Origin of the sequence: Thalassolituus sp. UBA2009, from assembly GCF_002335285.1 — a bacterium.
Taxonomy (GTDB): Bacteria; Pseudomonadota; Gammaproteobacteria; order Pseudomonadales; family Oceanobacteraceae; genus Venatoribacter; species Venatoribacter alkanivorans.
The window spans coordinates 48,421-74,365 of sequence record NZ_DDCJ01000143.1 but is presented as its reverse complement, the minus strand read 5'-3'; the positions used below and the strand labels follow the sequence as shown (position 1 = coordinate 74,365).

Genomic DNA, 25,945 nt, shown 5'->3' with positions numbered 1-25,945 from the left:
TTTTTCTCCTCGGCCGGCTTACAGTGGCCACCAGGGCGAATTAAGAATACGGTCAAACCAACCCTGCTTGGTGGCATTATTCAGATTACCGCGACCACCAAAGGAAATACGGGCATCGGCCACTTTACTTGATGAAACGGTATTGTCCGGCGTTATATCCTGCGGGCGGATCAGACCACTGATGCGGATATATTCTTCCCCTTCACTCAGGGTCAGCCATTTTTCACCGCGGATACGTAAAATACCGTTAGGCATAATTTCCGCGACCGATACCGATATCTGGCCACTCAGACTGTTAGAGCGATCAGCTTCACCCTTGCCGTTAAATTTACGGTCAGCCGAGGTATCGGAATCCAGACCCAGATTTTTCCAGCCTGGCACCGTACCCATCACACTGTTAGGTACAATGCTGTTGCTGGAGGTTTTATCCGACTTGGTTTGCGCCGATTTTGATGACTGATACTGCTCATCAAAAATCACCGTAATAATATCGCCGACACGACGTGCCTGCTGATCGGTGTACAAACCAAAACTGTAGCGCGCCTGAAATAAAGAACCATTGGCCATTGGTGGTGGCTGCAGGCTTTCGGCGGATACCGGCGCGTAATCCGGATCATCCGGATAAACCTCAGGCTCCAAAGGCACTGAAGTACAGGCCTGCAATGTTATAAGCATCAGCGCGGCCAGAGATAAACGGGATGAAAACAGCGTATTCATAACAACCTCCTTACACGTTCTGCGTCAGGAACTGCAGCATCTGATCGGCGGCGGATACAACCTTCGAATTCATTTCGTAGGAACGTTGCACGGTAATCATTTTTACCAGCTCTTCCACCACTTCGACGTTAGAGTTTTCCAGTGCTCCCTGCTCCACCGTACCAAAGCCTTCTTCATTCGGTACGCCTACCTGCGGCGCACCACTGGCGGCGGTTTCATAGAACACGTTACCACCCACTGCCTGCAGACCGGCCGGATTAATAAAGTCGACGGTTTCAATCTGGCCCAGCTCCTGCGGCGTCGGATCACCAAACAGGGTGGCCTGCACAATCCCGTCTTTACTGACGGTGAGCTTATTGGTCTGCTCAGGAATGGTTATCTGCGGCTCCAGCGGATAGCCGTTCACGTTCACCACCACCCCTTCATTATTGATATGAAAGGTACCGTCACGGGTATAACCGATGGTGCCGTCCGGCATCGCGATCTGGAAAAAACCACGGCCGTTAATGGCCATATCCAGTGGCTGATCGGTCAGCTGCAGGGAACCTGTGGTGAAAATCTTTTGCGTACCCGCAGTACGTACACCAGTACCCAGCTGCAGACCCGACGGCAAACGGCTGTCAGCCGAGGAGTTGGCACCGGGCTGGCGCTGGATCTGATACAGCAGGTCTTCGAATACCGCGCGGTCTTTTTTAAAGCCGGTGGTGGATACGTTGGCCAGGTTGTTAGAAACCGTGGTTAACGCCAGATCCTGTGCTTCCAGTCCGGTTTTACTTACCCAAAGTGCATTTAACATAGGTCAGCTCCTGTTACTGGTTGGCCAGAATTTGTGTGGTTGCGGCGGTATTTTCATCCACCCGTTTCATCAGCTTTACCTGCATTTCGTACTGGCGGTTAAGGGCAATCAGACTGGTCAGCTCGCTCACCGCATTGACGTTACTGCCTTCAACAAAACCGTTAACCAGTGTGATATTGGGGTCGGCAACCGCTGGCGGTGTGGCCGGATCACGGAAACGGAACAGGCCGTCTTCGCCTTTTTCCAGCGCCTGCAGATCCGGGCGCACCAGCTTAAGCTGCACCGGTTCGGCGACCGCTGCCGGGTTTTCCCCCAAAGGCTGAATCGTCACGATACCGGCGCGGCTGACTTCAATACTCTGAAACTCTGGCAGCACCACAGGCCCGCCATCGCCAATCAACTGCAGACCACTGCCATTCACCAGACGACCATCGGCATCGACGCTCAGATCGCCGGCACGGGTGTATGCTTCCTGGCCGTCGGGTCCCTGCACCGCAAACCAGCCATCGCCTTCAATGGTCACGTCCATACGGTTGCCGGTTTCCATCAGAGGGCCCTGACGGAAATCACTGGCCGGGCGTTCAGTCATGGCATAAGCACGGGTTGGAAAATGATCGCCAAATACGCCCATCGCCCGGCTCTGGGTGTAATCGGAGCGGAAGCCTGTGGTACTGGCATTGGCCAGGTTGTTGGCGTGTGCGGCCTGCCCCAGCGTATTTTGCTTGGCACCTGACATGGCAATGTATAAAGCGCGGTCCATAGTTCTGCCTCTGTTCTTGCGGGTAAGACGGAAAATCCACCTTACCGAATGAGTTACAGGAAACATTGCAGAGGACGTGCCAAAACCATAAAAGTCATTATTTTCAATAACTTATGATTTTTTGACGGTATCAGACGGGAAAAAGCGCGGAAAAAACGGCAGCCTCTTCCGCCAGAGGGGAAGAGGCTTGCCGCCAGGCAGTCATCAGATATTCAGAATGGTCTGAGTGACCTGATCGGTGGTTTCAATGGTTTTGGCACTGGCCTGGAAGTTACGCTGGGCAATGATCAGCCCAACCAGCTCTTCCGATAAATCCACGTTAGAGTCTTCCAGTGCCGATGAGCGCACCTGACCAAAGGAAGCCGTGCGTGGAGAGCCAACCGTCGGATCACCCGATTCAAAAGACTCGGCCCAGGATGTGTCACCCAGCGGGGTCAGACCTTCCGGGTTGCGGAAGTTGGCCAGAGCCACCTGCCCCAGTGTCTGTGCCTGACCGTTGGTAAAGCGGGCGAAGATAATCCCTTCCTGATCCACTTCCAGTCCGGTCAGACGGCCGGTGGTGTAACCATTCTGGCTCACTTCGTTAACCGCAAAGGCACTGCCGAACTGAGTAGAGCCACTCAGGTCAATCTGGAAGTTGGAGTTGCTTGGCGGATCGGACAGAGGCAGACCACCTTCCAGCACGTTCACCGAACTCAGGGCACCGGTCGGATTACCATCGGCATCCTTAGGGTCCCAGTTGGTGATGTAGATATCACCTGTCGATACCGGATCAAAGCTGCCGTCCTGATTAAAGAACAGTTCAAAACGTGCCGGCGTTGGCTCCAGGTTCTGCGGGAATGGCAGAGTCGGATCAGGATCCCCCACATCGAAGCCATCCACCTGAACATACATTGCCCACAGGTTGGCCTCGTTCGGACGGCTCGGATCAACCGGTTCCTTAACGAAATACTGTGTCATGACATGGGTATTACCCAAACTGTCATAGATATTCATTGAGGTGGCGTGGTTGTAGGTGTCCTGATCTTTCGGATCAAAAGCATTCAGGGTGTAAGGGGTAAACTCATCCGGTGTCAGCGCACCGAAAATACCGGATACCACCGGATCAGGCTGACTCAGGGTGTAGTTCTCGTTCAGGATAAAGGTCACCACACCACCCACTGCCGCAGACAGGTCAGCACTGGTACTGCCGCCCAGTACCACCGGACCGGTGTTATCGGCGCCCTGCACCACCAGCGAATCGGAAGTGACCGGACTGGAAATACTGAGCTTGATATCGCGGCCAATTTCGTTGGTGATGACCAGATCACCGGCAGCGGTAATTTCGGCGTTGAAACCCGGCAATGTCGTGCCGCGGTAGGAGTTAATTTCGTCGGCAATATCTTCCAGCGAGGTAGAGGTTAACACCTGACCATTCAGCGTCAGCTTCATATCATTGCCAGGGCTGTTATAACCCGACAGCGGAATATTCATGGTGGTCAGTGCCGATGCGGTGACCCCTGGCTGCTTGTTGAACAGAGCAACAATGGCATTGGCCTCACTGCGTTCAGGAATAACGATTTCAGTTTCTTCACCGTCCGGATCAGTCAGTACGACCGTCTGGCGCGGATATTCATTATTCACACCCTCAATACCGGTAGTCAGCAGCGTACCGTCAGACGGGTTAGCCTGCAGCAGACCATAGAGATCGGCAGCGGTAATATCCGGGCCTGAGGCACTGATATTACTGATCGAAATAATCGACGCTTCACCGGCTTCAGTGGCACGCAATTCCAGCTGATACTGTGGTGGCACCACATTCGGTTCAATTTCGACCGCAGCCGCCTGCACACCGATGTAACCATCGGCATCCTGACTGTTCAGCTGGCGGTTAATACTGGCCGCCAGTTGCTGCACCGAACGATATTCTTCATCCAGCGTAATCAGCACAGAGCCACTGCGGTTTTCGTTATCCGGAGCCGGTACTGTCAGGTTAATACGGAAGCTGTTGGATTTATCCACCTCGTCTTCACCGGTAACCACAAACAGACTGTCAAAGCCCAGTGCTGCAACCGCCTGCGGTTCAGCTACGGTTGGTGTCACCGAGATACCTTCACCGGAGCCCACATTGGTGTTAGTGAACACCAGCTGACCGCCCACCGCATCCACGGTGACCTTACCGGCGATACCCGCGGCACCGATATACACATCAATCTGTTGCTGAATGGCCACTGCCAGATCGTCCAGCGAGGCATAATTCGCCGGCGGAATGGTAATGTTGAACGGACCGCCACCATTACCGGTTGTACTGGTGACTTCCAATTGGAAAACGTTATTGGCCTGAACCGGTTCAACGCCATTGTCGAAGCGGTTACCTGTCAGGAAGCCAATGCTGTCCAGACTCAGACCCACAGAAGACACCGAGTTATTGGCAATCTGCAGATAGTCACCCTGTGTTGCCGGAGCCTGAACCTGAAACTCAATGCGGCCGGCATTATTAACAGCCAGTACTTCTTCGTTACCCGCGCCTGCAGTTGCAGTGATCTGCGTATTAATCTGCGCCACGGCATCAGCAATACTTAAAGTGGCATAACCCGAACCCGGAGCCGCGCCCTGCCAGGCTGCCTGGCTCAGGTTAATCGGATAGGTAGCACCGGTTTCGGTAGCGATGGTAAAGGCCAGAACGTTACCGCTACCGGCACTGATATCCAGCGCGCCATAGAGGTTGCTGGCGGTCAGCTGGGCAAACTGCCCAGGGTCAGAAGCCACGATATTCAACGATGGTGTGGCGGTAGTACGGGTCGTCGTAGATGTGCCGGGAATGCTGCGGAAGTCAGCGGTCAATGCACCGGAACCTACAAAGAGCAGTGAGCCCTGAGTACCTGCGGTCACGGCACCGGCCGCACCAAAGGCCGCCATAGTGGCGGAGTTGGTAAAGGCAAAGCTGGAACCATCCGTTGCGCTGTAGCCAGCACGCTGGAACACCAGATTGCCGGTGCCATCCGTTGTCGCTGTCAGCTGCTGGGAACCCAGCACGGTATCAATCGACTGCTGAATCAGAGTCAGGGCCTCTGCCTGAGTAGAGCCGGCCGGAATCGCCTGCAGCGTTATGGTCTGCACGCCGTTGCCGTCACCCAGGTCAACATCAAAGGTTTCACCACCGGCGGTACCGGCAGTGGCCACGTTGGCGACGGTATTACCACCACCCAGCGCACCATCAAAAGCCACCGCTGCCGGCGTGCCGCCAGTCGTTGGCTGACCGGCAGAATCCAGAATACTGCGGGTCGACTCGGCAATACCGGAATCTGCAGCACCGATTGCCAGACCATTGGATACCAGCTGCAGACCCTGCTCCTGCAATACCTTTTCACTGGCATTCAGGTTCAGAATGGCCGATGCCAGATTGGTCAGTCGCGGTGGCTGATTGGCAACCTGAATACGGATGTCGCCCAGTACACCATTAACCACACCATTCTCATTGGCAGCGTAGCCCTGTAAACGGGAGCCGTTATTGGCCACCACATAGCCATTTTTATCGAGAGAGAAAATCCCGGCACGGGTGTAAGACACGCTGCCGCGATCCTCCAGAACAAAGAAGCCGTTACCGTCAATGGCCATATCCAGCGCACTTTCAGTGCCGCTGATATTACCCTGGCTGAACTGCTGACGGACGTTATCCACCATAACCCCACTGCCGACCGGTTTAACACCGGTACCCAGCAATGTGGTGGTGTACACGTCGGAAAATTCCGCCCGTGATTGCTTAAAGCCGGTGGTACTGGCGTTGGCAATGTTATTACCTGTTACCTCAAGGTCGGTCGAGGCAGCCCGAATACCACTTAAACCAATATTAAAAGCCATAATCTAGTCTCCGTTGCCCGTTCCGAACTACTCATCCAGAATCTGTTTAATCTGATCCAGCGAGGCACTGCGACCGCCCGCCAGATTCAGAGTGACCGTTCCACTGCCGCTCATGGTGACGCTGTCAACCCGTGAGCTCATCTGCATTCCTAACTCTTCTGATTTGCCACCCATAGTGCCGGTGACTTTGAACACGTACTCACCAGCCGGATAAGGCACAGGAATCTTGTTACCTTCGGCATCGAGGACCAGCTCACCGTCTTCGTCTTTGTAATATTCCTGACGGTTAAGCTTATTCACATCGATGTCGATAATTTCGCCATCGACCATCATATTCAGACCGTCCCAGCGCACCGACATCGAGCCGGCGGTACGGTTACCCAGTGGAATCTGTTCCAGCAGAACACCATTTTCGTCTTCGATGCTCAGCTGCAGATTGCTGGCACTTTCCGGCACCTCGGTGTAGCCACTGACCACCCCGCCACTGAGCAGCAGACCGGTTTCATTGCCTTCCACAATGACCGACTGGCCGACAAGGCTGGATGCCTGTAACGCCGAAGCCGAGTTAAAGCGCGACATCATGCTTTCGCTGGTGGTATTGAGTTTGTCGATCCCTTCTACCGTGGAAAACTGTGCCAGCTGTGCCACAAAGGCCTGGTTATCGGTCGGTTCCAGCGGGTTCTGATTGTTCAGCTGAGCAACCATCAGCTCCAGAAACGCATCACGTCCCAGTTCGTTATCTTTTGGCTCCGCACTGTTGCTGGGCTTGCGGTACTGATCCAGCGCAGCAGTGTTATTACCGACTTCATTAATTGCCATAACCTGCTCCTTACTGTCCCAGAGTCAACGTACGTTGCAGCATCTGTTTTGCGGTCTTCAGCACCTCTACATTCATCTGATAGCTGCGCGATGAAGACATCATATCGGTCATTTCTTCAACGATGTTCACGTTCGGGTAGTACACATAACCATCTTCATTTGCCATTGGGTGATCCGGCTGAAAACGCTGCTGCAGCGGCGCATCCTTCTCCACAATTCCCATCACCTGAACACCGGCTCCGGTGCCATCTTCAATGCTTTGAAACTCGTTATTAGCATTCACTTCCATAAAAGTTTTATGCATCACCGCAAACCAGGGCTTACGTGCACGGTAGGTTTCATCGACCGAGCTGGATGCACTTTCTGCGTTGGCGATATTACTGGCGGTCGTGTTAATCCGGATCGACTGAGCATTCATGCCGGAACCGGCGATATCAAATACGTTGGATAACGACATAATTATTCTCCCCGGATCGCGCCTTTCATGCCTTTGAACTTGCCACTGAGAAATTCAAAGCTGGCGTTGTAATTCATGCTGTTACGGCCATACAGCGCCTGCTCCATCTGCGAGTCGACGGTGTTGCCATCAATGGAGGGCTGAATCGGATTGCGGTACAGCAATTCATCATCGCGCTGGCTGTGACCACTGAGATGACCGGAGTGAGTGCGCTCCAGCGCTACGCTGTTACGGGAGTTAATCTCTCCGGCCAGTACAGCCTGAAAATTGATGTCACGTGCTTTAAACCCCGGGGTGTCGGAGTTAGCCAGATTATTCGCCAGAATTTCTGCCCGCGCCGCGCGCAGCTGCAGTGCAGAAGGATGAACGCCGAGAGCGTTGGTGAAATTGATAGAGGCCATAATCTGATTCTCTTACGTGACTATGACTGGAAGATAGCAACCCCTGTGCCAAAAAAAATAATCCTTATTTTTCAATAGGTTGAAAATAAAAAGCCGCCCTTTAAGGCGGCAATGGAGCGGCAATTCAACGGCAACGGCAAACCTTTACCGACCGGCGGCAAACAGGCTATACACCTCCGATCTTCTTCGCCCGGTACACAATCCCCGGATGGCATTGCACCATTTCGAAATAATCGCTCAGGTTATTCATTGCCTCTGAAGCTCCCAGCATCAGGTAACCACCAGGATTCAGGCTGCCATGCATGCGTCTCAGAATGTCGTGCTTCAGATCGGCAGAAAAATAGATCAGTACGTTACGGCAGAAAATAATGTCGAATTTTCCCAGCAAAGAGAAACTCTGCTGCAGATTCTGGGCACGGAAATCCACCCGGCTGCGCACCTGGCTGTTAATACGCCAGCGATCTGAATCCACCTCATCGAAATACACTTTAAGATGCTGATCGTTCATACCACGGCGGATCGCCAATTGTTGATACACCCCCTCTTTAGCTGCAGCCAGAGAACTCGGGGAAATATCCGTTGCGGTAATACGCTCGCCGGTCATCAGCTGACCCGGATTCTTTTTTCTGAACTCTTCAATCTCAATACTGAGAGAATAAGGTTCCTGGCCGGTAGAACAGGCTGCCGACCAGATTTTCAGCGGACGCCGGTGTTGTGCCAGTTCTGGCAACAGCTTCTCACGAAAAATACGGTAAGGGTGTTCGTCACGGAACCACAGGGTTTCGTTGGTGGTCATCGCATCGATAACACTTTCCTGCAGGCTGCGGTTGCGCTCCATAGCAACCAGCAGGTCTGAAATACTGGCAACCGATTCCCGTTCCATCATGCGCCGCAGACGACTGGTAACCAGATATTCTTTGCCTTCGCCCAGCATAATACCGCTGCTTTTTTCCAACATCTGACGGAAGCGGTTATATTCATCCACTGACATGTCTTTGGTCATAATTTCATCCACATAGCCTAACCGGCTGCATTCACTTGTCGTACTACCCGTTCAGCCAGAATGTCCGGATCAAACTTGGCAATAAAATCGTTGGCTCCCACTTTTTCCACCATCGCCTTGTTAAAGACACCACTGAGAGAAGAGTGCAGCACAATGAAGAATCCTGCCATACGGCTGTCACCACGCACACGCGTGGTCAGGGTATAGCCGTCCATCTCCGGCATTTCGATGTCAGAAATCATCATCATGTAATGATCACTGATGTTTTCTCCGGCCTCGGCAATGGCATACAGATGCTCCCAGGCTTCACGCCCGTCATTCAGTGCAACCACTTCTACACCGACATTTTCCAGACAACGGCTTACCTGTTTACGGGCAATTTTAGAGTCATCAACAATCAGCACTTTTTTGGCCTTCGCCTTGGCATGAACATCCTCGCTGACCACCCCTTCACTGATCTGTTCATTAACCGGCGAAACTTCCGCCAGAATTTTTTCCACATCAATGATTTCGACCAACTGCTTATCCACTTCAGTAACCGCCGTCAGATAATGCTCACGACCGGTTCCCTTTGGTGGCGGATGAATATCTCCCCAGTTCATATTGATGATGCGTTCCACACCAGCCACCAGAAAGCCCTGAGTTTTCAGGTTGTATTCGGTAATGATGACGAAAGCATTTTTCAGATCCTGCAACGGCGTATTCCCCGTTGCCATGCTCATATCCATGATCGGAATCGTGCCCGAACGGATATGCGCCACACCACGGACCACCGGGTTACTGCCCGGCAGAATTGTCAGTTTCGGGCATTGCAGCACTTCTTTAACCTTAAAGACGTTGATGCCATAAACCTGCCGTCCATTGACGCGAAACAGCAGCAGCTCAAGCCGGTTTTCACCAACCAGCTGCGTGCGCTGATTCACTGTGTCTAACACACCTGCCATAACAAGCTCCCAAAAAATCGATCCGGCATGACCTTTGCTGTACCTGCTGAACCCACAGATTTAACGCCAGATAAATGACATTCAGTATTACGTGTTTATGAGCATAGTAGAGAACCAGCGCCGTTGTCGGATATTTGCTGCAATTTTCCTTGCTGCAATTCCGCTGCTGTACGCACCGGCGATCCAGGCTTCCGGCTGGCAACAGGATGTTGAACAACGCCTGCTTATTCGCTGGCAGGAAATCAGTGGTCATGAATCTGACAGTGCACTTTCCTTTCCGGGGCTGCCGGCAGACTACCAGCTTCCCGATTGCGAGGGAGGCTTCGATCTGGCTCTGGTCAAACCTCTGCAGGCCGGGCGCAACGGACTTGAACTCAGCTGTAATACGCCCTACTGGAAGCAGCACCTGGCCGTACAACTGCACATTTACAAAGCCGTTGCCGTACTACGGAAACCCGTCAGCGCCGGCCAGCCCCTGACCGCAGATGACATTTCCATGGTTCGCCATGACACCGGAGAACTGACCAAAGGCTATTACCTCCATCCGGAAGATGTTCAGGAGCAGATCAGCCGCCGCAGCCTGCGCGCCGGCACCGTACTCAGTCCGGACATGCTCGATCCTCCCGTCATCATAAACCGTGGCGAGAGGGTCAAAATCCGCGTCAACCGCCCGGGTATCCGCATTGAAATGAACGGTACCGCGCTGGAAAATGGCCGGCAGGACGAACGAATCCGGGTGCGTAATGAGCAGTCACAGAAAATCGTTTATGGCCGGGTGGCCGGACGGGGCTTAGTACAGGTCGAATAAAATTTCAAAAAATTGCTAAAGTTCCAACTATGGCCGCCGATAACACCTATGCAGGAGTGTAAAATGCCTAACTGGCTCGGAGATTTGTCTATGAATATCAATAAGTTAACCGGTGGTGTAGATAACAGTTCACGCACCCGTAACGAACCGGTAAATAAAGACCCGGCACCAACCGCCAAAGCGCAGGAAAGCGCAGTCTTTACCGATCAGGTCAAGCTGAGCGCCAGCAGCAAAAGCATTCAGCAGGTTGAAGCGGAAATCCGTGAAATGCCTGACGTCGATGACGCAACCGTAGAACGCATTCGCGGAGCCATCGAAAAAGGCGAATACAAGATCGACTATGAAAAACTGGCAGGAAAAATGCTTGATTTTGAGGATCGTCTCAACTGAAGCAGTGAACTCCTATGAGCACAGACATCGCGCAATTCGCAGCTTTCCTGCAAACCGAGCTGGAATTAACCACGGGAATCCACGCGATTCTTGAACAGGAACGGGATGCTCTGGCCAACAACGACCTGCAAGGCCTGCAAACACTCCAGCAGGAAAAAACACTCTGCCTCCGCCAGTTACAGGATCACGCCGAACAACGCCTTCTATGGATGAAAGCATCGGGCCTGCCACAATCTGCGCAATGCCTTCAGCATCCGGATATTGCCGCTGCGGCAAACATCCGCCTCCTATGGTCCAACCTTGAAAACCAGTATAAACAGAACCAGAAGCTATCGGTTCAGCTCTCCGATATCGTCCTTCACGCCCGTCATCGCACCCTGCAAAAACTTAAAATCTTGCGTGGTCAGCAGAATGATCCACACTTATATAACGATAAAGGGAAAGCAAGCAGCCTGAAGCAGGGACAAGGGTACATTCAGGTCTGATCATGTCTGGGAACCAAGGGCAATGTCTGAGGAAAAAAATCAAGAATACCTGCTCGATGAACCGGAAGATATTTACGGAGCATTGCGCAAAATCGTCCTGATGGGCACACCGGTTAAAGTACGGATTGACGGCAGCGACGAAGAGTTCACCTCCGCCATTCCACAAACAGACTTTAAAAGCCGCAGCTTTTTCATGGACAAAGTCATTCCGCAACATGGCAATGATCTTATCCGGGCGGGAAAACGCTTTCATATAGAATGCGACAGTCAGGGTGTGCGTATTGAATTCCGCATGACCGGCCGGCTGAAGTACCAGCCCCAGAAAGAACAATACCGTGCGGAGTTTCCTGAACAGGTTCTGTATCTGCAGCGCCGTACTGCCTATCGCGTCGCCGTTCCACCTGCGCACAACATTTTGCTGAAAATTAAAATGAACGATGGTGAAGGCGATTTGCTCGGTCGTCTGCTTGATCTGTCATCAAGCGGCTTCAAAGCTCACTTCAGCGCTAATGTTAAAAAGCGCCTGGAAGAGCAACGTGATTTTCCTATCGCGCGGGTAAGATTTAACAAAGAAAACACCATGGACTGCAGCCTGGAAGCCCGTCATATCATCAATGATGACGAAGGCAATACTATCTGCGGCTTTGCCTTCACCATGATATCGGCCATGGCACAGCGCTACCTCGACCGCCTGATCACCGAATTTCAGTGGGAAGAGCGCCACCATAAAGACCTCGAAGAAGAATCTCTGGGCGACGTTTAACAACAAAGGCTGACAGCACCGCTGTCAGCCGTTAAAATGCCCGCCCTTCTCCCTATAGCTCAACAGGATAGAGCATCCGCCTCCTAAGCGGACGATCGGGGTTCGAGTCCCTGTGGGGAGGCCACCAGGCCTGCGATTTTCAGCACCATAACGGCAAACAATCTGAGAACACCGGCGTCTGCCAAACCTTCTGATTAATAATTAATCAATTTTCTTGCATCCAGCCTCGCGTAAGGATCTCCTTTACTCATAATGAAAGATCCGCTGCTGAAGTTCTTCAGCCTCAGCATCTTGAATAAAGCGCCCATTTATTTTTTACTACTGACAAACTAAAAAGTATGCCCCAGCAGGAGTTCTTGTATGCGCAGTACCGGTTTGGCCGTCTTATCTATGTTTCTGTATTCGGCAACCTCTATGGCAGATTTACCTCACACATTTTCCGCGAATACTCCGGCCAGAGCTTCTGAAGTAAATGAAAACTTCGAATATCTTGCAGGGCAGATTTCTGATCTGAAATCCGGAGACACTAACCAGTCTGGTTTTCAGTGCTCAGATAATGCTATCGATATTCCCTATACTTACTCAAAAAAAACCGCACCGCTCGGAACATCATTCTACCTTGGTGATACCGAATACCGCTTAACCAAATACAAAGTTGTCGATCCTGCAAACGGTGACATTTATCACATCACCTACCCGTTTCAGGTAACAGTGAAAGATGATGGTAGTCGCTATGTTATGTTTTCTCCCGCGACCTTTATTCCCCTTGGGAGCAGCGACTATGTATGCAATAACACCACTCTTTCCGGCTATCCCAGCGCCTACAATAAAAACATTGGCTTCAATGTAATCCGCAGCAAACATTATTCAAACTTCGGTGAAGATAGTCCCTATGAATTCAGAAACCACTATGAAAAGGCAAACGTATCGTTTTCAGCGAATGTGGTTCTCGGAAACCGGATTATGTCGCTTGGTTTTATAAGCAATACGCTAAGACAGGCAAAGAAAGTCGTCAGTATAGGGGATTACGATTTTACTGATGATGACGTCAGCGTTAATTCGGACTTTTCTGAGGAAATTACGGAGCTGAGTAACCTTCTGGATCACATTATCATTGAGAAGGTCAGCCCATGAAACTGGCTTTTATTCTTGTTTTCTTTCTGACCTTAACCGCCTGCGGTGGTGCTGGCGGTTCCGGAGACAGTACACCGGAAGACAATATACCAACGGATACAGACAACGGATCAGATAATTCCTCAGGCGGTGATACCGGCGACGGATCAGATAACTCCTCAGGCGGTGATACCGGCGACGGATCAGATAACTCCTCAGGCGGCGATACCGGTGACGGATCAGACAATTCCTCAGGTGGCGACACCGACCAGACAGCAAGCTGGGATAAAGCCCGCTGGAATCAGTTTAACTGGCAGTAATCCGCAGAACAGCACGGCTTTCTGGCCGTGCCGGTTCTTATACCGGATAAAACGGATATTCCTGTTTAAACAGCTCCAGCGAGAATTGCTCCCTGATCTGTTCAGAAAACTCCGCACGCCGTAAGCGGCGTGCGTCCACGCCCTGATATTGCAGCACAGACAAACACTCAAGGCATACGCCTTCGGTCTTTTTAGCCGATAGCGCTCCGGTGCCAATCTGTAAACGATCCTGATGATGGCGCAACGCCTGCACTTTCTGACAATAGGCAAGATGATAATCCTGCTCATAAAAAAGCCAGACGCGGGTGTTTTTAAAGGCCAGGGTTTTATCTTTTAGGATACGTAATGCCTGCCCTTCGGCAGTCAGCATGCCGTTATCGAGAGCTTCACGCTCGGCATAGGTCAGCTGACGGGCGGGATCGAATAATTCAAAGTTGCCCAAGGCATCGGTTCCCATGCGTTCACGCAGACGGTTAAAGCCTTCATCCTGAAAAAAGTCGGTAATCTTCACGGTAATACCCGATCCAGAATGGTGGCAATCCGCCCTTCGGCATCAGTGCGGACTTTAAATTCCACCCGTCGTGAGCGCTCGTCATTTTCCACACCGCTATCGTCGCGCACAACTTTGGCTGATGACAGGCCATTCGCTGTCAGGTGAGATTTAAGCCAGTCTTTATTGGCGCTGACATCCGGTAATTCGAGCACGAAACCCAGAGCAGAACGCGTACGCTTTTGTGATAAATCCATATTGCGGATATAGGCATCATCATCGCTCAGTGCACCGTACCAAGCGCTGGAGGTATGGCCCTCTATACGCACCTCGAGAATATCGTCACGGTATTTTTCACGGGTAATAATACCGATATAACGAGGAAAAAAGTCCGCCAGTATTGACTGAAATTCCGGCTTAAGATCAGCGGCACCTTTATCGAACAGCACTTCGGTATTGTTAAAACGGAAGGTCAGGTCTTTATCCAGTTCCGCTCCCCAACGCTGCATATCATCAGCAAATTCGCTTTTTAAATCTTCGTACAACTGCACACGCAGATGATCGTACAGAATGGCGACATCGCGTATTTTATCGCGTTCCTGTTCGACATTAATCATGAAGACAATGGAAATCAGCATAAACACCATCATCAGGCCAGCCATTAAATCGGAAACGGCAACCCAGTGCCCTTCCTGCTCTTTCAGCTGCTCCAGTTCATTTTCATTCATCGATCTGTTCTGCCATTTGCACCAGTCGTTGCAGTTTCTCAGTCAGTGGTGAGTAATCACTGACAAATTTTTCGGACAACGCGGTCAGCTGCATACCAAAGGATTTCAGGGCTTTATTCAGCTCCTCTTCCATACTCTCATCCAGCACCACCACCTGACGTTCAACCCGCTCGCCGATACGCTGTAGTTGCTGCAGACTTTGCTGCTGCTGATCCTGTAAACGCTGGCCACTGTCAGTCAGATTCTGTTGCAGTTGCTGCTCAATGCTCTGCTGCATTTTACCCAGTTCATCAACCGCCCAGCGCTGCTGCATCTGCACGGCATCGGCCATTCCCTGAGTTAATGCAACAATACGGTCTTCAAGCTTCGGCAAACCATCGGCGGCGTGATTAACCAGATCGGCCAGACTGCCAAGCTGTGACTGAAGATTCGCGCGCTGGGCCTCCAGGCCGTTCAGCAGATCCTGCAACGACTCAGAAATACCATTGAACGCATTGGCATGTTTCACCATATATTCGAACGCCTGACTGGCTTCCTGCATAGAACCCGAGGTGCGCTCCTGCTCGGTAATCAGGGTATTTAACTGGTCTTTGTAATTCTGTTGCCACTCAAGCATGGCAATAACCGACTGGTTCAGGCGTTTGAAGTTATCGCCATACTGCTCATTAATTTTGGTATTGAACTCACGCATTACGGCTTCAATCGCATTAACCAATGCTTTAGCGTTGGCTTCTGCCATGCGTTCCTGATAACTGTCGAGGGCACCAATCACCTGATTCATACGCTCCAGAGTCTGCAGATGCTGACGCTGTAATAAATGCTGCAAACCGTTTTCCTGCTCCGGATTCATCTGGTCGGCAATATGCTTCAGTGAAGCATCCAGATCGTCGATGGTTGCCACCCGGGTCTGATTGACTTCACGCCGTCCGGTCTGTGCCAGAGCAGCGCGGATTTTCAGTGTCAGAGCACCCAGCAACCCCACAATGGATGACCAGAACGCGGTTTTCAGACCGTCCATCAGCTTCGGTACACTGCCCTGAATATCAGTCGTATCAAAATGCCATAAGCCAAGAGCCACACCGAGGAACGTGCCGAAAATACCAATACTGGTCAGAATATTGGGGGCAATTTCAGCGGTGCGGTTGGAATAACGGTAAAAATGGAAGAACAGGGACAGCGCCGCTATTGCGATCATCAGCCCCAGTGTCCATCCGGAAAACTGCTCCATCATGAGTATCTGCTCTCTGGCCAGAGTGAGGTTTATTCCCAACAAGTCTAGTTCATGTTGGTTGTTTTGCTTCCCGGCTATAAAAACCGCCATATTCCCTTTTTCTGCCCCACAGGGCTTAATAAGGCGATCAAACACAAGGAGCCAGTATGCTGATCAGTAATATGGAAGTCGTCCCCGGTAAAAAAATCGCCACCCATCTCGGACTGGTACAGGGTAGCACCGTGCGTGCCAAGCATGCAGGCCGTGACATTATGGCAGGGCTGAAAAACATCTTTGGTGGTGAACTCAAAGGCTACACCGAGCTGTTATCCGAATCCCGCGATGAAGCTCTGCAGCGTCTGAGCGAGCAAGCCCGCGCTCTGGGCGCTAATGCGGTGGTCAATGTGCGCTTTTCTACCTCATCCATCGCCGCCGGAGCATCCGAAATCTTCGTCTACGGTACAGCGGTGATTCTGGAGGATCGCTGATGGGTCAGCTGATTGTCTTTCTGACACTGCTGGCGCTGGGCTATGGCTTTGGCCGGCTGGCAGAATCACGTCATTACCGCAGCATTATTGCCCGCGAAGACGCCCTGCGCAGTTTGCTGGTACTACCAGACCGCATGCCACCCATTCAGTATCAGAACCATGCCAGCACGCTGGTCACCGGCTCAGTGGTTATTTCGGTGGATTACTTTAAAACCGTTGCTGCAGGCTTACGTGGTTTATTTGGTGGCCGTGTGGGCGCCTATGAAAGCCTGCTGGATCGCGCCCGCCGCGAAGCCATTCTGCGCATGCAGGAAGAAGCGCAGAGCCTTGGAGCTGAGGCGGTGTTTAACCTCAAGTTCGAAACCAGCCGCATCGGCCAGAATGCCGGACAGGGGTTAGGGTCGGTAGAGGTACTGGCATACGGCACGGCTCTTATTCCAACACCGGTTTCTGCTTCAGCTGCGTCGGCAGTGGCACGCTGAGATGAGCGTGCCTCCCTTACACAACCATGCGCCCAGGCGGGGCTCGCCCCTGCCACAGGGCAACCCCAAACTGCCCGAACAGATCAATAACCGTAACGAACATCCGCTCAAAGACTTTCTGCTGCTGGCCGGCGCACTGCTGGCTTTGATGTTCGTGCTGACCCTGCTGCTGGGCTGGAGTGCCCAGTGGCTGGGGCCGAAAATTCCTTATTCCTGGGAAAGCCGCTGGTTCTCCTCCGCCCCGGAAGCCGTATCCGGCGCCCTGCAGCCCACCACTCTGGACGCGCACGCTGCTGATACAGAACACCAGCAGGCACTGCAGCAATTGCTGGACAACCTGCTCAGCCAACAAAGCGCGCCATTAAAGGTGCGGCTGCACTGGTTAGCGAATGAAGACACACCCAACGCCTTTGCCACACTCGGTGGCCATATCTTCGTGACCCGTGGCCTGTTAACTCAGGTGTCGTCGGAAAATGCTCTGGCCATGGTACTGGCCCATGAATATGCCCACGTGGAGCAGCGTCACCCAATGACTCTGGCACTGGAACAACTGGCAATCACTCTGCTCGGCAGCGTCATCGGTGGTGAAGGGGCGGCCAGCATGATCGGCCAGCACACCAGTCTGCTGACGCTGTTAAGTTTCAGCCGGGATATGGAGCGCAGCGCCGATCAGCGCGCACTTGAAATACTGCAAAGCCATTATGGCCACAGTAGCGGAGCCGATGAGTTCTTCCGTAATATGCTCGCAGAACACGATGGAAGCCGCTGGGCGCTGATGTTCCAAACCCACCCATTAACCAGCGAACGCCTGCAACAGATCAGTCAGAGCGGTTCAGCCGCCGTGCCTGCAACTACCAGCCAGCTGACGCCACTACCCGCTCTGCTGCAGCTGAATGTCGGAGCAGGCAGTAAAGAAGCTCAGATTCCGCAGCCATAAAAAAGCCCGGCCAGAGCCGGGCTTTTTTATTCGGTCAGAAACCAGAATTACTTCAGGTTATCCAGGTAACGCTCGGCATCCAGTGCGGCCATACAGCCGGTACCGGCCGAGGTAATGGCCTGACGGTAGATGTGGTCGGACACGTCACCGGCGGCAAACACACCTTCAACACTGGTTTGGGTTGCATTGCCGTTAGAACCGCTCTGCACGACCAGGTAGCCGTCTTTCATTTCCAGCTGGCCTGCGAAAATGCCGGTGTTTGGTGAGTGGCCAATAGCCACGAAGATACCTTCGAGCTCAATATTCTGGGTCTCACCGGTTTCACGGTTTTTGATGCGCATACCGGTTACGCCCATGTCGTCCCCCAGCACTTCGTCCAGTTCACTGTTCCAGTGAATCGTCACGTTACCGTTAGCTGCTTTTTCCATCAGTTTATCGGCCAGGATTTTCTCAGAGCGGAAGCCTTCACGACGATGAATCACCACCACCTCAGAAGCGATGTTCGACAGGTACAGCGCTTCTTCCACGGCGGTGTTACCACCACCAATCACAGCGACGCGTTTTTTGCGGTAGAAGAAACCATCACAGGTCGCACAGGCAGAAACACCTTTACCTTTAAAGGCTTCTTCACTTTCCAGACCCAGATACTTGGCGCTGGCGCCGGTAGCAATGATCAATGCATCGCAGGTGTATTCACCGCTGTCGCCTTTCAGGCGGAAAGGACGCTGCTGCACATCAACTTCGCTGATCTGATCGAACACAATTTCAGTTTCAAAGCGCTCAGCATGGGCTTTCATGCGCTCCATCAGCTCTGGCCCCTGAACGCCCATGGCGTCACCCGGCCAGTTGTCCACTTCAGTGGTGGTGGTCAGCTGACCACCCATCTGCATGCCGGTGATGATCACCGGATTCAGGTTGGCGCGCGCGGCATAAACCGCAGCGGTGTAACCGGCAGGACCGGAACCCAGAATCAATAACTTAACGTGGCGTGCTGCGCTCATGCTGATGCGTCTCCAATGTCAGAATTCGGTGTCAATGGCGGCCATTATAGGGAGCAATGCCGCCGGGATAAATCGATGGACGATTTAAATGCCCGATAATGCCCGATACAGAGTGTTTATCCGGCAACAACAGCCTGCCGTTTACGGACCAGCCACGACAATTGCCCGCAGAGTAGCGGTAAAAAGCCCAGGGGGTAAATTAATATTGTCAATCTGCTCATCCATCCTGCCTATCACCGGGTTCCAGACCAGCAGCCCTGACATTCCTGTCTATACTCGCAGTAAGGGGAAAATATCCAGTCCCCGGCAACGTTCAGTTACAAATTGGCCTGCTTTTGTATTTCCGTTTAATTTCAATGAGTTAAAGAGGCCAGATGACAAATAAACGGTTTCCGTCAAAGTCCTTTTGTTGTTCCCTTTGCGCCACTGGGGCAGCATAACCGGACACGGAATAACAAGAACCCATAAAAGGTCGGCTAGCATGCAAAAGCGGCAAGAAATACAACAGCGCTCACGTCTGGGCACCCTGCTCATTCATAAAGGACTGATCACCCGCCAACAACTGGACGAAGCACTCACACTGCAGGCCCAAAGCGGCATGCGCCTTGGTGAAGTACTGGTTAACAACGGTTGGTTAACCGAACGTCAGCTCAGCAAAGCACTGAAGAAACAATCCCGTTATCGTCTGATTGCCGCCATCAGTGCCGTCCTGCTTGGCCCTATTCAGCCATTTATGGCCAACGCCAATGCCGCAACAGATAACAGCGCCATTGCAGAGCAACAGATTACCGAGCGCAGTGGCATGCAGATGATGTCCGACAGCGCAATGTCTGATATTACCGCTCAGGGCGCAATGACCAACTATGAACGCCTGCTGGATATCGTAAACAGTGATCTCGACAGCGATGATGCAGCCATTACCACGCTGGAAAGCCTGGCGTCATCATTGATTCCCGGCACCAACCTGCTGGATGCTGAAATGGAAGTGTCCGGTGTTGAATACGAACCCGGTCCACGTACCACCATCAATGCCGACGGTTCGCTGGAAGTACAGATGCCGACCACCATCAAGCAGATTGCCTTCCGCAACGTAAGAGTCGCTGGCTCTGAAGGTCAGCATATGGGCGATGTTATCATCCGCGATATCAGCTTTGGTGCCGGTACCAGCGTCAAAATTCAGCTGCGATGAATTACTGCTGCATTAGTGCACAGAGAAATAAAAACGCCGTATATACGGCGTTTTTTTATGCCTGTTATCTGCATTACTGAGCAAGAAAGCGCTGAATTAACATCGCCTTATCGGCATCGGCGCTGTCGCTGGCGATCTGATCCAGCTGACCACGCTGTGTCTGACTGAGTTTACTCACATCCATATTGGCCAGAATAGCCTGACTCACCAGGTTGGAGGTTTCCCCCTGCAGGTGTTCCAGCAACAGCGGATAATGCTGCGGATTACGACTCAGGGTCATTCCGGCGGCATAACGCTCACGACTCGACGATGAGCCCAGGTGAGCAATGATTTCAGGCTCCAGATTGGTCAGTCCGGCGTTATTGGCCGCCATAATGGCTGAGGCTGCCTGCGGGCCGTCCAGACGCTCACTTAACAACCGTGTCAGTTGTTGCTCCTGACTGCTGTTATCGCTGCCCTGCCGTTCGAGCTGACGCACCATACTGCCCATACTGATCAGCGCATTAGCCTGAACGTTAACGCTTTCCTGAGTATTGCGCGCCAGTGAATCCAGTGCGGAATACGCCCGCGGCGTAACCTGTCCTGAGGCAGACAGGGCCACCATCAGGCGTACTTTCTGCATATCCACCGCTTCACCGGCATCCTGTGGCAGGGTCTGCAATACGTCGAGCATAAAGTCTTCCGCCTCCGGCCGACCACTGATGCCGAGTGCAAAAATCAGATCGCGCCCGGCCTCATCACTGAGTTCCATCCCCCGACCCTGCAGAGCGTCGGCCAGTTCATAAGGCGAGAGGTTATCCAGCAGATATTCCGCGGCACGGATCAGGCGGGCGGTATTACGTTCTTTGGCAAAACCGGCAAACACTGCCCACATATCAGCGGCAGAATTCACCGGTGAAGCAAACTCGGCGGTACTTACCTGACGCATCTGCCAGCGCTGTGCAGCATTGGCACCGGCATTAAAGGTGTAACGGCTCAGATCGGCATACGGCGGAATAGCTTCAGCCTGAATACGGAACTCGATATAGCCCTGCTGCCCCGCCACCTGCAGCGCCTGACGCTCGGTGGATGTCAGCTGCTGCGGCAGACAACCACCATCGCTGACAATACGCCAGTCGCTGCGGTTAGCGGCAAAATCCCGGCTGAGCAGCGATAAATCGCTATCCGCGCGGAACACCGCCCGTTCACTGCCTGCACCCGTCTGGCGGTAACGGTATAAGCGCTGCAGCGAGTCATAGGCATAACGGTAGGTTTCGCCTTCATTACCTACCGACAGTCCTTTCAGCAGCTGGCTGATCACCACCAGCGGGTGCTGCTCCATCAGTCCCAGATCATTAAACGCCACAAACACCGCCCCCCGGGCACTTTGTACGCGGCTGAGATAGGGCAGATCCGGCAAGGTCGCCGCGCCATCGCCTTCATCAACCCGGATATCCGTGGCCACTGCACGGACAAGATCACCATTTGCCTGCTGCAGCTGAGTGCGGAAACTCACATTAGAGGCATACACCTGCTGACCATTCAGGCGCGACAGCACCTCAACCCGCACCCGGTATGCAGCCTGCAGTGGCTGACCCGCCGCACATTGCAGTGGTTGTGCAGTCTGGCTCTCATCAAGATCGGCCGCACTGACAAAGGCCGGTGGTTTGGTCGGCAGGGTCTGCAGATAAAGATAAAAACCTGCTCCGCTCAGCATCAGCAAAGCCAGCAGTGACAACAGAATTCGTAGCAACCAACGCATGATGATCAGGGCTCCGTTTTTGAGCAGTCTGTCTGTAAAAGCAAAAGGCCCTTCACAGGAAGGGCCTCGGGTTTACCGTTCAGGCAGCGTTACTCAGAAACTGAGCGGACGGCTGGCCTCTTTATCGAACAGCGTTTTGTCTTCGTGGTAACCGTCCCACTGCACATCGGCATTATCACCGAACGCATTGGTTTCGATACCGAAGACACGCAGGAAAGTATCCACATAGCCACGGCCGGAAGACAGCAGGCTGTGCAGGGATTCCTGCTTGTACATTTCGTAGCCTTCAGCACCGTTACGCATACCTTCTTCCAGCTGATAAGGCATTGCCAGTTCCAGAACCCAGACTTTGAATTCTGCGCCCAGCTGCAGCAGATCCGGAATAAAACTCAGGATACTGGTCACGCGCAGATAAGCTTCCGCCGACAGCCACAGATCCATACCCGGAGTCACCGCCAGCGCGGTGCTGTTGGCATGCTGTTTACCATCGATAATCAGCGGAGGCATGCTACGGTCAACCACAGAGGTCAGGGTCGCATCGGTGCTCATGGTGCTGCCCACAGTGCCGTACACACGGAACGGGATCAGCTCATAAACAGAGACGCTCATAATACCCAGATCCACACCGGCCATATTGTGCAGCACACTGTCGAACATGCGGGTGCTGGCTTTTACCGTTACGCTGGGCTTGAAATTCAGTGACGCTTTGGCCACTACGCCATCGTCTTCACAACCGGCCTGAGCCGAGAAATCCAGTACAACGGTCTGTGCCAGACTCGGTACGAACCAGGCGCCGCTGCTCACCGAATCCGAAATCGCGTTGAGGATCGCATCACCGGTCGCATCCACTGCCAGACCGCCAATGTTTACCGGATCAGGTACTGGCAGACCGAAGGCACCTTCAACTGCTTCCAGGCCGCAGACAATCGGCGCAAAAGACATATCGGTCTTCAGCTGTGGCTGCTGACCTTCCGGCACCACAATGCCGCTTTCGCCCAGATTGGCCAGAACATCAGCCTGCTGTTCAGCGGCCTGCTGGCGGATACGCTCGGCACTGTCGTTATTGGCAAAACGGCCAAAGCACAGCGGGCCAACCCCGGTAAAGGTATCGGCACAAGGCTCGTAGCACAGACCAGCCTCATTCACGGAACCCGGCGCACACTGCATAGCGATGCGTGGCTGAATCCAGGATTGTTTGGCACGGGTTTCCGGCCACCATTTCCACTGGGTACACAGGGCACCACCATCCGACCAGCCTTCCGGGCACTGTTCCCAGCACACGCCGGCAACAGAATCAAAGCCCGCCGGGCATTGCTCAGCACACAGGCCGGCATTGGCGTCATAGCCGGCCGGACAGGTATTGGGAATGGTACCGACACCACGGTTGTAGCTCCATTCAAAGAAGCTTGCCTGTACATCGGCAACGGTGGTGTTGATAGCCGCTTCAACCGCGCCAAACACATCGGCAGTTACCGACAGAAACTGGTTTCCGTCACTGCTCTGTCCGGTCACAGTCTGAATATTCATGGGGAATTGCACACCGGCATCGGCATCAGCCGCCAGTGTCATCGTTTCGGTCGCCGCCTGAACAGTCATAGCCGTCAGGAACAGCGGAGCCAGCAAACAGCGGATCCATTTCATTGTTATAGTCCTCAGGTGAGAGCGCCTGAGATTAGACAATACTGGAACCATAGTACAGCGTGAAAAGTGAACGATTCGCGCCGATGTGGTACTCAATTGCCAACTGGCCTGAAGAGCCACCTGAAGCGCAGAATCAGATGACAAAAGCGCGACTGACAGATGAATTTTTCATGGCTGTTTGCAGCCGGATTACCTGACCAGCGCAGACACAGGAGGATAAAAAAACGGGAGCTGCTGCTCCCGTTTTTCTGTTCTTGATTATTTACAACTCACCCTCAGTCGTAACCAATAGCCAGCGGTACAAAGGCAACGATCGCCAGCGCAATAGCCATGGTGGTCAGCGGCAGAAGAATACGCTCATGACGATACCAAAAGCTCATACCGGCGCTTTCTTCTTTCGCCAGGCGAACCTCTTCTTCGCCAACCACCTGCCGGGTAAGCAGATGGTTAAGCGCCACCGGCGGACTGAGATACCCCAGCTCAAAGGCCACCAGCGTTACCATCCAGAAATGCACCGGATCAATGCCGCTGTCATAAGCGATAGTGGCAATGGTTGCGCTGACCAGAATCACCGCACCGTATGGGTCCATGACCATACCAATCACCACCAGAATCGCGACCAGCAAGGCCATTGCCAGCCAGATCGAATCGAAGGTTGTGGGCACCATGCTCATCAGTTCGGCACGCTCGACCACACCACCGATGCTCACCGACAACCCCATCAGCATCAGTAACGCACCAATGTGACCGGTGGTTTCCGTGGTGGCTTCACGGATGGTTTTTTCGATGGAATCGTTACCGCGGCGCAGATCACTCCAGGATTGCTCCAGACGGTTTTCAACGTAATCAATATTCAGGTTTTCACGTTTCAGTGCGGCTTTTTCCTGCCCCAGACGTTCATAAACCAGAATCACCAGCAGCAGCACCGGCAGAATAAAAGGCGCAGAAAACTCATCCAGATACGCATTCAGAGCCACCGCATAAATCGCCAGCGTAATACCGATGATAAATACATAAGGAATCAGCGGCTTCAGTGCCCGTAAAAACTCAGGGAAAACATTGTCCGGTGTTTCCAGACGCATCGGACCCTGGCGTGTTGCCAGCGCCATCAGGGCAAACAGCAGCGTGGTCAGGAAGAAGACTTTAACGCCCCAGCCAAACAGCTGATCGGTGGTTACTTCGTTATTCAGTGCGGCGATGATCACCACCAGCAGACAAGGACGCAGCACCACACCCAGCGAACCCGACATCGCCGTGGCTGCCAGTGACAGCTGACGACGCGCGCCGGCGCGGCGCATCTCGTTATAAATCAGACCGCCAACGGCGATTACAAAAATACCCGAGGCGCCGGTATAAGCGGTCGGAATAGCCGCCACCGCAACCACCGCAACCGCCAGCATTTCCGGTGGCAGTTTGAACGGACGGAACAGATTAAACACCACCTGAGCAAGTTCAGTACGCTTCAGCAGCATACCGATCCACACATACAGCCCCACATTCAGGAACAGCTGTGACAGTTCCATCATCTGATTCAGGTAGATACCAATACCGGCACTGTGCCCCGCGGAAATAAAGTACACCCCGGAAATAATGCACATGGTGGCATACAGTGGTACAGCCAGCTGTGCTTTCAGGAAGCTGCCGCCGGGCTTGGCATCTTTAGGAATAAACAGGAACTGATAGAGACTCAGCAGCAGAATAAAGGCAAAACCGATAATCCACAGATGATGCAGAATACTGTGCTGGGTGGTGACTTCCACACCGGCAGAGAACGCGACTTCACGGAAGCTGTAGACCGAATAAAACAGAATCGCACTGGCCAGCAGCTGAGCACCGGAAGCAACGCGGTAATCCATCACCGTTTCCATCGGACGCAGCGCAATATGATGGCGGCGGAATAACGCGGTCAGGCCGCAGATAAGCACCAGTACCGCCAGCATAATACGCTGGGCACTTAAGCCGAATTCGCCGAATTCGGCCACGCTTAACTCAATAGCACGGAATACACGGACGGCCGGTGTTACCCGGTCAACGGTGCTTTCATAAAGGGCATGTTTTTGCTGGCACTGTTCCTGCGCGGCCAGTAACGACTGACGCATAACCGCAGGATCGGCCGGCTCTTCTTCAAATAAATCCCACTCATCATCCTGCTGAGCATTGGCTTCTGCCACCAGACGCGCTAACTGCGCATCAATATCCATGGTCGGGTTACAGGAAGGCTGTACCGGGTCGGTACGCAGCTGGAAATAACCATCCCAGACACCCTCACCCAATTGCAGCAACTGAGCATGCAATGCGTGACTGCTGTTGAGGATGACAACAAATACCAGCACCAGAAATGCGGGTAGAGCGGCGAGCCATTCGTACGCCGTGCGGTTGCCTACACGTACTGTCTGCTCCATGGAAGAATACCTCTGAAAAT

At 53.0% G+C, this 25,945-nt stretch carries 26 protein-coding genes and 1 tRNA gene; 11 read left to right on the top strand and 16 right to left on the bottom strand.

The window, feature by feature from the left end; genetic code table 11:
* Positions 1-18: 18 nt before the first annotated feature.
* The 9 genes from flgH to B3P58_RS17475 form a co-directional block, all read right to left on the bottom strand.
* Positions 19-717, bottom strand: coding sequence for a flagellar basal body L-ring protein FlgH (gene flgH, locus B3P58_RS17515; RefSeq protein ID WP_145465831.1), 699 nt, complete (start codon positions 715-717; stop codon positions 19-21).
* A gap of 10 nt (positions 718-727) precedes the next feature.
* A complete protein-coding gene (gene flgG / locus B3P58_RS17510) occupies positions 728-1,513 on the bottom strand; it encodes a flagellar basal-body rod protein FlgG (RefSeq protein ID WP_225693476.1) in 786 nt (261 codons plus the stop codon).
* 13 nt (positions 1,514-1,526) lie between these two features.
* Entirely contained in the window at positions 1,527-2,273 is a 747-nt protein-coding gene (gene flgF, locus B3P58_RS17505) for a flagellar basal-body rod protein FlgF (RefSeq protein WP_145465833.1), read from the bottom strand.
* 204 nt (positions 2,274-2,477) lie between these two features.
* On the bottom strand, positions 2,478-6,113 hold the full coding sequence (locus tag B3P58_RS17500; protein ID WP_145465834.1) for a flagellar hook-basal body complex protein: 3,636 nt from the start codon (positions 6,111-6,113) through the stop codon (positions 2,478-2,480).
* A 27-nt stretch (positions 6,114-6,140) separates the two neighbouring features.
* On the bottom strand, positions 6,141-6,932 hold the full coding sequence (locus B3P58_RS17495; protein WP_145465835.1) for a flagellar hook assembly protein FlgD: 792 nt from the start codon (positions 6,930-6,932) through the stop codon (positions 6,141-6,143).
* Positions 6,933-6,942: 10 nt separating this feature from the next.
* Positions 6,943-7,389 (bottom strand): flagellar basal body rod protein FlgC, encoded by a 447-nt coding sequence (flgC, locus tag B3P58_RS17490; protein WP_145465836.1) that lies wholly within the window; start codon positions 7,387-7,389, stop codon positions 6,943-6,945.
* 2 nt (positions 7,390-7,391) lie between these two features.
* Positions 7,392-7,790: a flagellar basal body rod protein FlgB gene (gene flgB, locus B3P58_RS17485; RefSeq protein ID WP_286719347.1), complete on the bottom strand. Its 399-nt coding sequence runs from the start codon at positions 7,788-7,790 to the stop codon at positions 7,392-7,394.
* A gap of 166 nt (positions 7,791-7,956) precedes the next feature.
* Positions 7,957-8,793: a CheR family methyltransferase gene (locus B3P58_RS17480; RefSeq protein WP_274704275.1), complete on the bottom strand. Its 837-nt coding sequence runs from the start codon at positions 8,791-8,793 to the stop codon at positions 7,957-7,959.
* Between the two features lie 17 nt (positions 8,794-8,810).
* Positions 8,811-9,737, bottom strand: a complete 927-nt coding sequence (locus B3P58_RS17475; protein ID WP_145465840.1) for a chemotaxis protein CheV — start codon at positions 9,735-9,737, stop codon at positions 8,811-8,813.
* Positions 9,738-9,834: 97 nt separating this feature from the next.
* Between B3P58_RS17475 and flgA the strand changes: the two genes are divergently transcribed.
* The 7 genes from flgA to B3P58_RS17440 all read left to right on the top strand — a co-directional run bounded on the left by flgA (position 9,835) and on the right by B3P58_RS17440 (position 13,616).
* The gene (flgA, locus tag B3P58_RS17470; protein ID WP_145465842.1) at positions 9,835-10,545 is read left to right on the top strand and encodes a flagellar basal body P-ring formation chaperone FlgA; all 711 of its coding nucleotides are present in this window, start codon (positions 9,835-9,837) and stop codon (positions 10,543-10,545) included.
* A 63-nt stretch (positions 10,546-10,608) separates the two neighbouring features.
* Complete coding sequence (gene flgM / locus B3P58_RS17465; protein WP_225693468.1) at positions 10,609-10,935, top strand: flagellar biosynthesis anti-sigma factor FlgM; 327 nt, start codon at positions 10,609-10,611, stop codon at positions 10,933-10,935.
* A gap of 14 nt (positions 10,936-10,949) precedes the next feature.
* Positions 10,950-11,420: a flagellar export chaperone FlgN gene (gene flgN, locus B3P58_RS17460; RefSeq protein ID WP_286719343.1), complete on the top strand. Its 471-nt coding sequence runs from the start codon at positions 10,950-10,952 to the stop codon at positions 11,418-11,420.
* 22 nt (positions 11,421-11,442) lie between these two features.
* Positions 11,443-12,183, top strand: coding sequence for a flagellar brake protein (locus tag B3P58_RS17455; RefSeq protein WP_145465846.1), 741 nt, complete (start codon positions 11,443-11,445; stop codon positions 12,181-12,183).
* A 48-nt stretch (positions 12,184-12,231) separates the two neighbouring features.
* Positions 12,232-12,307, top strand: a tRNA-Arg gene (locus B3P58_RS17450).
* A 236-nt stretch (positions 12,308-12,543) separates the two neighbouring features.
* Positions 12,544-13,317 (top strand): hypothetical protein, encoded by a 774-nt coding sequence (locus B3P58_RS17445; RefSeq protein ID WP_286719342.1) that lies wholly within the window; start codon positions 12,544-12,546, stop codon positions 13,315-13,317.
* Positions 13,314-13,616 (top strand): hypothetical protein, encoded by a 303-nt coding sequence (locus tag B3P58_RS17440; protein WP_286719340.1) that lies wholly within the window; start codon positions 13,314-13,316, stop codon positions 13,614-13,616. Before B3P58_RS17445 ends, B3P58_RS17440 begins: the two co-directional genes overlap by 4 nt.
* 37 nt (positions 13,617-13,653) lie before the next feature.
* Here the strand turns inward: B3P58_RS17440 and B3P58_RS17435 are convergent, their stop codons facing one another.
* Genes B3P58_RS17435 through B3P58_RS17425 form a run of 3 tightly spaced genes read right to left on the bottom strand, consistent with a single transcriptional unit; the run spans position 13,654 to position 16,065 of the window.
* Positions 13,654-14,127, bottom strand: a complete 474-nt coding sequence (locus B3P58_RS17435) for a hypothetical protein (protein WP_225693461.1) — start codon at positions 14,125-14,127, stop codon at positions 13,654-13,656.
* On the bottom strand, positions 14,124-14,834 hold the full coding sequence (locus B3P58_RS17430) for an OmpA family protein (RefSeq protein WP_286719338.1): 711 nt from the start codon (positions 14,832-14,834) through the stop codon (positions 14,124-14,126). The genes B3P58_RS17435 and B3P58_RS17430 overlap by 4 nt, the downstream gene beginning before the upstream one ends.
* Positions 14,827-16,065, bottom strand: coding sequence for a hypothetical protein (locus tag B3P58_RS17425; protein ID WP_145465855.1), 1,239 nt, complete (start codon positions 16,063-16,065; stop codon positions 14,827-14,829). Before B3P58_RS17425 ends, B3P58_RS17430 begins: the two co-directional genes overlap by 8 nt.
* A gap of 146 nt (positions 16,066-16,211) precedes the next feature.
* Here B3P58_RS17425 and B3P58_RS17420 point away from each other — a divergent pair, with 146 nt between their 5' ends.
* Genes B3P58_RS17420 through B3P58_RS17410 form a run of 3 tightly spaced genes read left to right on the top strand, consistent with a single transcriptional unit; the run spans position 16,212 to position 17,951 of the window.
* Positions 16,212-16,532, top strand: a complete 321-nt coding sequence (locus B3P58_RS17420; protein ID WP_145465857.1) for a YbjQ family protein — start codon at positions 16,212-16,214, stop codon at positions 16,530-16,532.
* A complete protein-coding gene (locus B3P58_RS17415; protein WP_286719335.1) occupies positions 16,532-17,014 on the top strand; it encodes a YbjQ family protein in 483 nt (160 codons plus the stop codon). The genes B3P58_RS17420 and B3P58_RS17415 overlap by 1 nt, the downstream gene beginning before the upstream one ends.
* Before the next feature lies 1 nt (position 17,015).
* Positions 17,016-17,951, top strand: a complete 936-nt coding sequence (locus tag B3P58_RS17410) for a M48 family metallopeptidase (protein ID WP_286719333.1) — start codon at positions 17,016-17,018, stop codon at positions 17,949-17,951.
* 47 nt (positions 17,952-17,998) lie between these two features.
* Here B3P58_RS17410 and trxB read toward each other — a convergent pair whose 3' ends face one another.
* On the bottom strand, positions 17,999-18,952 hold the full coding sequence (gene trxB / locus B3P58_RS17405) for a thioredoxin-disulfide reductase (RefSeq protein ID WP_145465863.1): 954 nt from the start codon (positions 18,950-18,952) through the stop codon (positions 17,999-18,001).
* Positions 18,953-19,433: 481 nt separating this feature from the next.
* On the opposite strand from trxB, the gene B3P58_RS17400 reads away from it, so the two are divergent.
* Positions 19,434-20,141 (top strand): hypothetical protein, encoded by a 708-nt coding sequence (locus B3P58_RS17400; RefSeq protein ID WP_145465865.1) that lies wholly within the window; start codon positions 19,434-19,436, stop codon positions 20,139-20,141.
* 73 nt (positions 20,142-20,214) lie between these two features.
* On the opposite strand, the gene B3P58_RS17395 is transcribed toward B3P58_RS17400, so the two are convergent.
* The 3 genes from B3P58_RS17395 to B3P58_RS17385 all read right to left on the bottom strand — a co-directional run bounded on the left by B3P58_RS17395 (position 20,215) and on the right by B3P58_RS17385 (position 25,925).
* The gene (locus B3P58_RS17395) at positions 20,215-21,882 is read right to left on the bottom strand and encodes a hypothetical protein (protein WP_230330509.1); all 1,668 of its coding nucleotides are present in this window, start codon (positions 21,880-21,882) and stop codon (positions 20,215-20,217) included.
* 93 nt (positions 21,883-21,975) lie between these two features.
* The gene (locus B3P58_RS17390) at positions 21,976-23,523 is read right to left on the bottom strand and encodes a hypothetical protein (protein WP_145465869.1); all 1,548 of its coding nucleotides are present in this window, start codon (positions 23,521-23,523) and stop codon (positions 21,976-21,978) included.
* 275 nt (positions 23,524-23,798) lie between these two features.
* Positions 23,799-25,925: a TRAP transporter large permease subunit gene (locus tag B3P58_RS17385; RefSeq protein WP_145465871.1), complete on the bottom strand. Its 2,127-nt coding sequence runs from the start codon at positions 25,923-25,925 to the stop codon at positions 23,799-23,801.
* Between the last annotated feature and the right edge of the window lie 20 nt (positions 25,926-25,945).

Bases quoted from the DNA above. Each gene is read 5' to 3' on its own strand.
- flgM (WP_225693468.1), top strand. From the start codon at position 10,609: ATGCCTAACTGGCTCGGAGATTTGTCTATGAATATCAATAAGTTAACC.
- B3P58_RS17445 (WP_286719342.1), top strand. From the start codon at position 12,544: ATGCGCAGTACCGGTTTGGCCGTCTTATCTATGTTTCTGTATTCGGCA.
- B3P58_RS17455 (WP_145465846.1), top strand. From the start codon at position 11,443: ATGTCTGAGGAAAAAAATCAAGAATACCTGCTCGATGAACCGGAAGAT.
- B3P58_RS17385 (WP_145465871.1), bottom strand. From the start codon at position 25,925: ATGGAGCAGACAGTACGTGTAGGCAACCGCACGGCGTACGAATGGCTC.
- B3P58_RS17430 (WP_286719338.1), bottom strand. From the start codon at position 14,834: ATGAATGAAAATGAACTGGAGCAGCTGAAAGAGCAGGAAGGGCACTGG.
- B3P58_RS17415 (WP_286719335.1), top strand. From the start codon at position 16,532: ATGGGTCAGCTGATTGTCTTTCTGACACTGCTGGCGCTGGGCTATGGC.
- flgA (WP_145465842.1), top strand. From the start codon at position 9,835: ATGAGCATAGTAGAGAACCAGCGCCGTTGTCGGATATTTGCTGCAATT.
- B3P58_RS17425 (WP_145465855.1), bottom strand. From the start codon at position 16,065: ATGATGGAGCAGTTTTCCGGATGGACACTGGGGCTGATGATCGCAATA.
- flgH (WP_145465831.1), bottom strand. From the start codon at position 717: ATGAATACGCTGTTTTCATCCCGTTTATCTCTGGCCGCGCTGATGCTT.
- B3P58_RS17390 (WP_145465869.1), bottom strand. From the start codon at position 23,523: ATGAAATGGATCCGCTGTTTGCTGGCTCCGCTGTTCCTGACGGCTATG.
- B3P58_RS17480 (WP_274704275.1), bottom strand. From the start codon at position 8,793: ATGACCAAAGACATGTCAGTGGATGAATATAACCGCTTCCGTCAGATG.
- B3P58_RS17500 (WP_145465834.1), bottom strand. From the start codon at position 6,113: ATGGCTTTTAATATTGGTTTAAGTGGTATTCGGGCTGCCTCGACCGAC.
- flgB (WP_286719347.1), bottom strand. From the start codon at position 7,790: ATGGCCTCTATCAATTTCACCAACGCTCTCGGCGTTCATCCTTCTGCA.
- flgG (WP_225693476.1), bottom strand. From the start codon at position 1,513: ATGTTAAATGCACTTTGGGTAAGTAAAACCGGACTGGAAGCACAGGAT.
- B3P58_RS17400 (WP_145465865.1), top strand. From the start codon at position 19,434: ATGCAAAAGCGGCAAGAAATACAACAGCGCTCACGTCTGGGCACCCTG.
- B3P58_RS17395 (WP_230330509.1), bottom strand. From the start codon at position 21,882: ATGCGTTGGTTGCTACGAATTCTGTTGTCACTGCTGGCTTTGCTGATG.
- B3P58_RS17440 (WP_286719340.1), top strand. From the start codon at position 13,314: ATGAAACTGGCTTTTATTCTTGTTTTCTTTCTGACCTTAACCGCCTGC.
- flgF (WP_145465833.1), bottom strand. From the start codon at position 2,273: ATGGACCGCGCTTTATACATTGCCATGTCAGGTGCCAAGCAAAATACG.
- trxB (WP_145465863.1), bottom strand. From the start codon at position 18,952: ATGAGCGCAGCACGCCACGTTAAGTTATTGATTCTGGGTTCCGGTCCT.
- flgN (WP_286719343.1), top strand. From the start codon at position 10,950: ATGAGCACAGACATCGCGCAATTCGCAGCTTTCCTGCAAACCGAGCTG.
- B3P58_RS17495 (WP_145465835.1), bottom strand. From the start codon at position 6,932: ATGGCAATTAATGAAGTCGGTAATAACACTGCTGCGCTGGATCAGTAC.
- B3P58_RS17420 (WP_145465857.1), top strand. From the start codon at position 16,212: ATGCTGATCAGTAATATGGAAGTCGTCCCCGGTAAAAAAATCGCCACC.
- B3P58_RS17410 (WP_286719333.1), top strand. From the start codon at position 17,016: ATGAGCGTGCCTCCCTTACACAACCATGCGCCCAGGCGGGGCTCGCCC.
- flgC (WP_145465836.1), bottom strand. From the start codon at position 7,389: ATGTCGTTATCCAACGTATTTGATATCGCCGGTTCCGGCATGAATGCT.
- B3P58_RS17475 (WP_145465840.1), bottom strand. From the start codon at position 9,737: ATGGCAGGTGTGTTAGACACAGTGAATCAGCGCACGCAGCTGGTTGGT.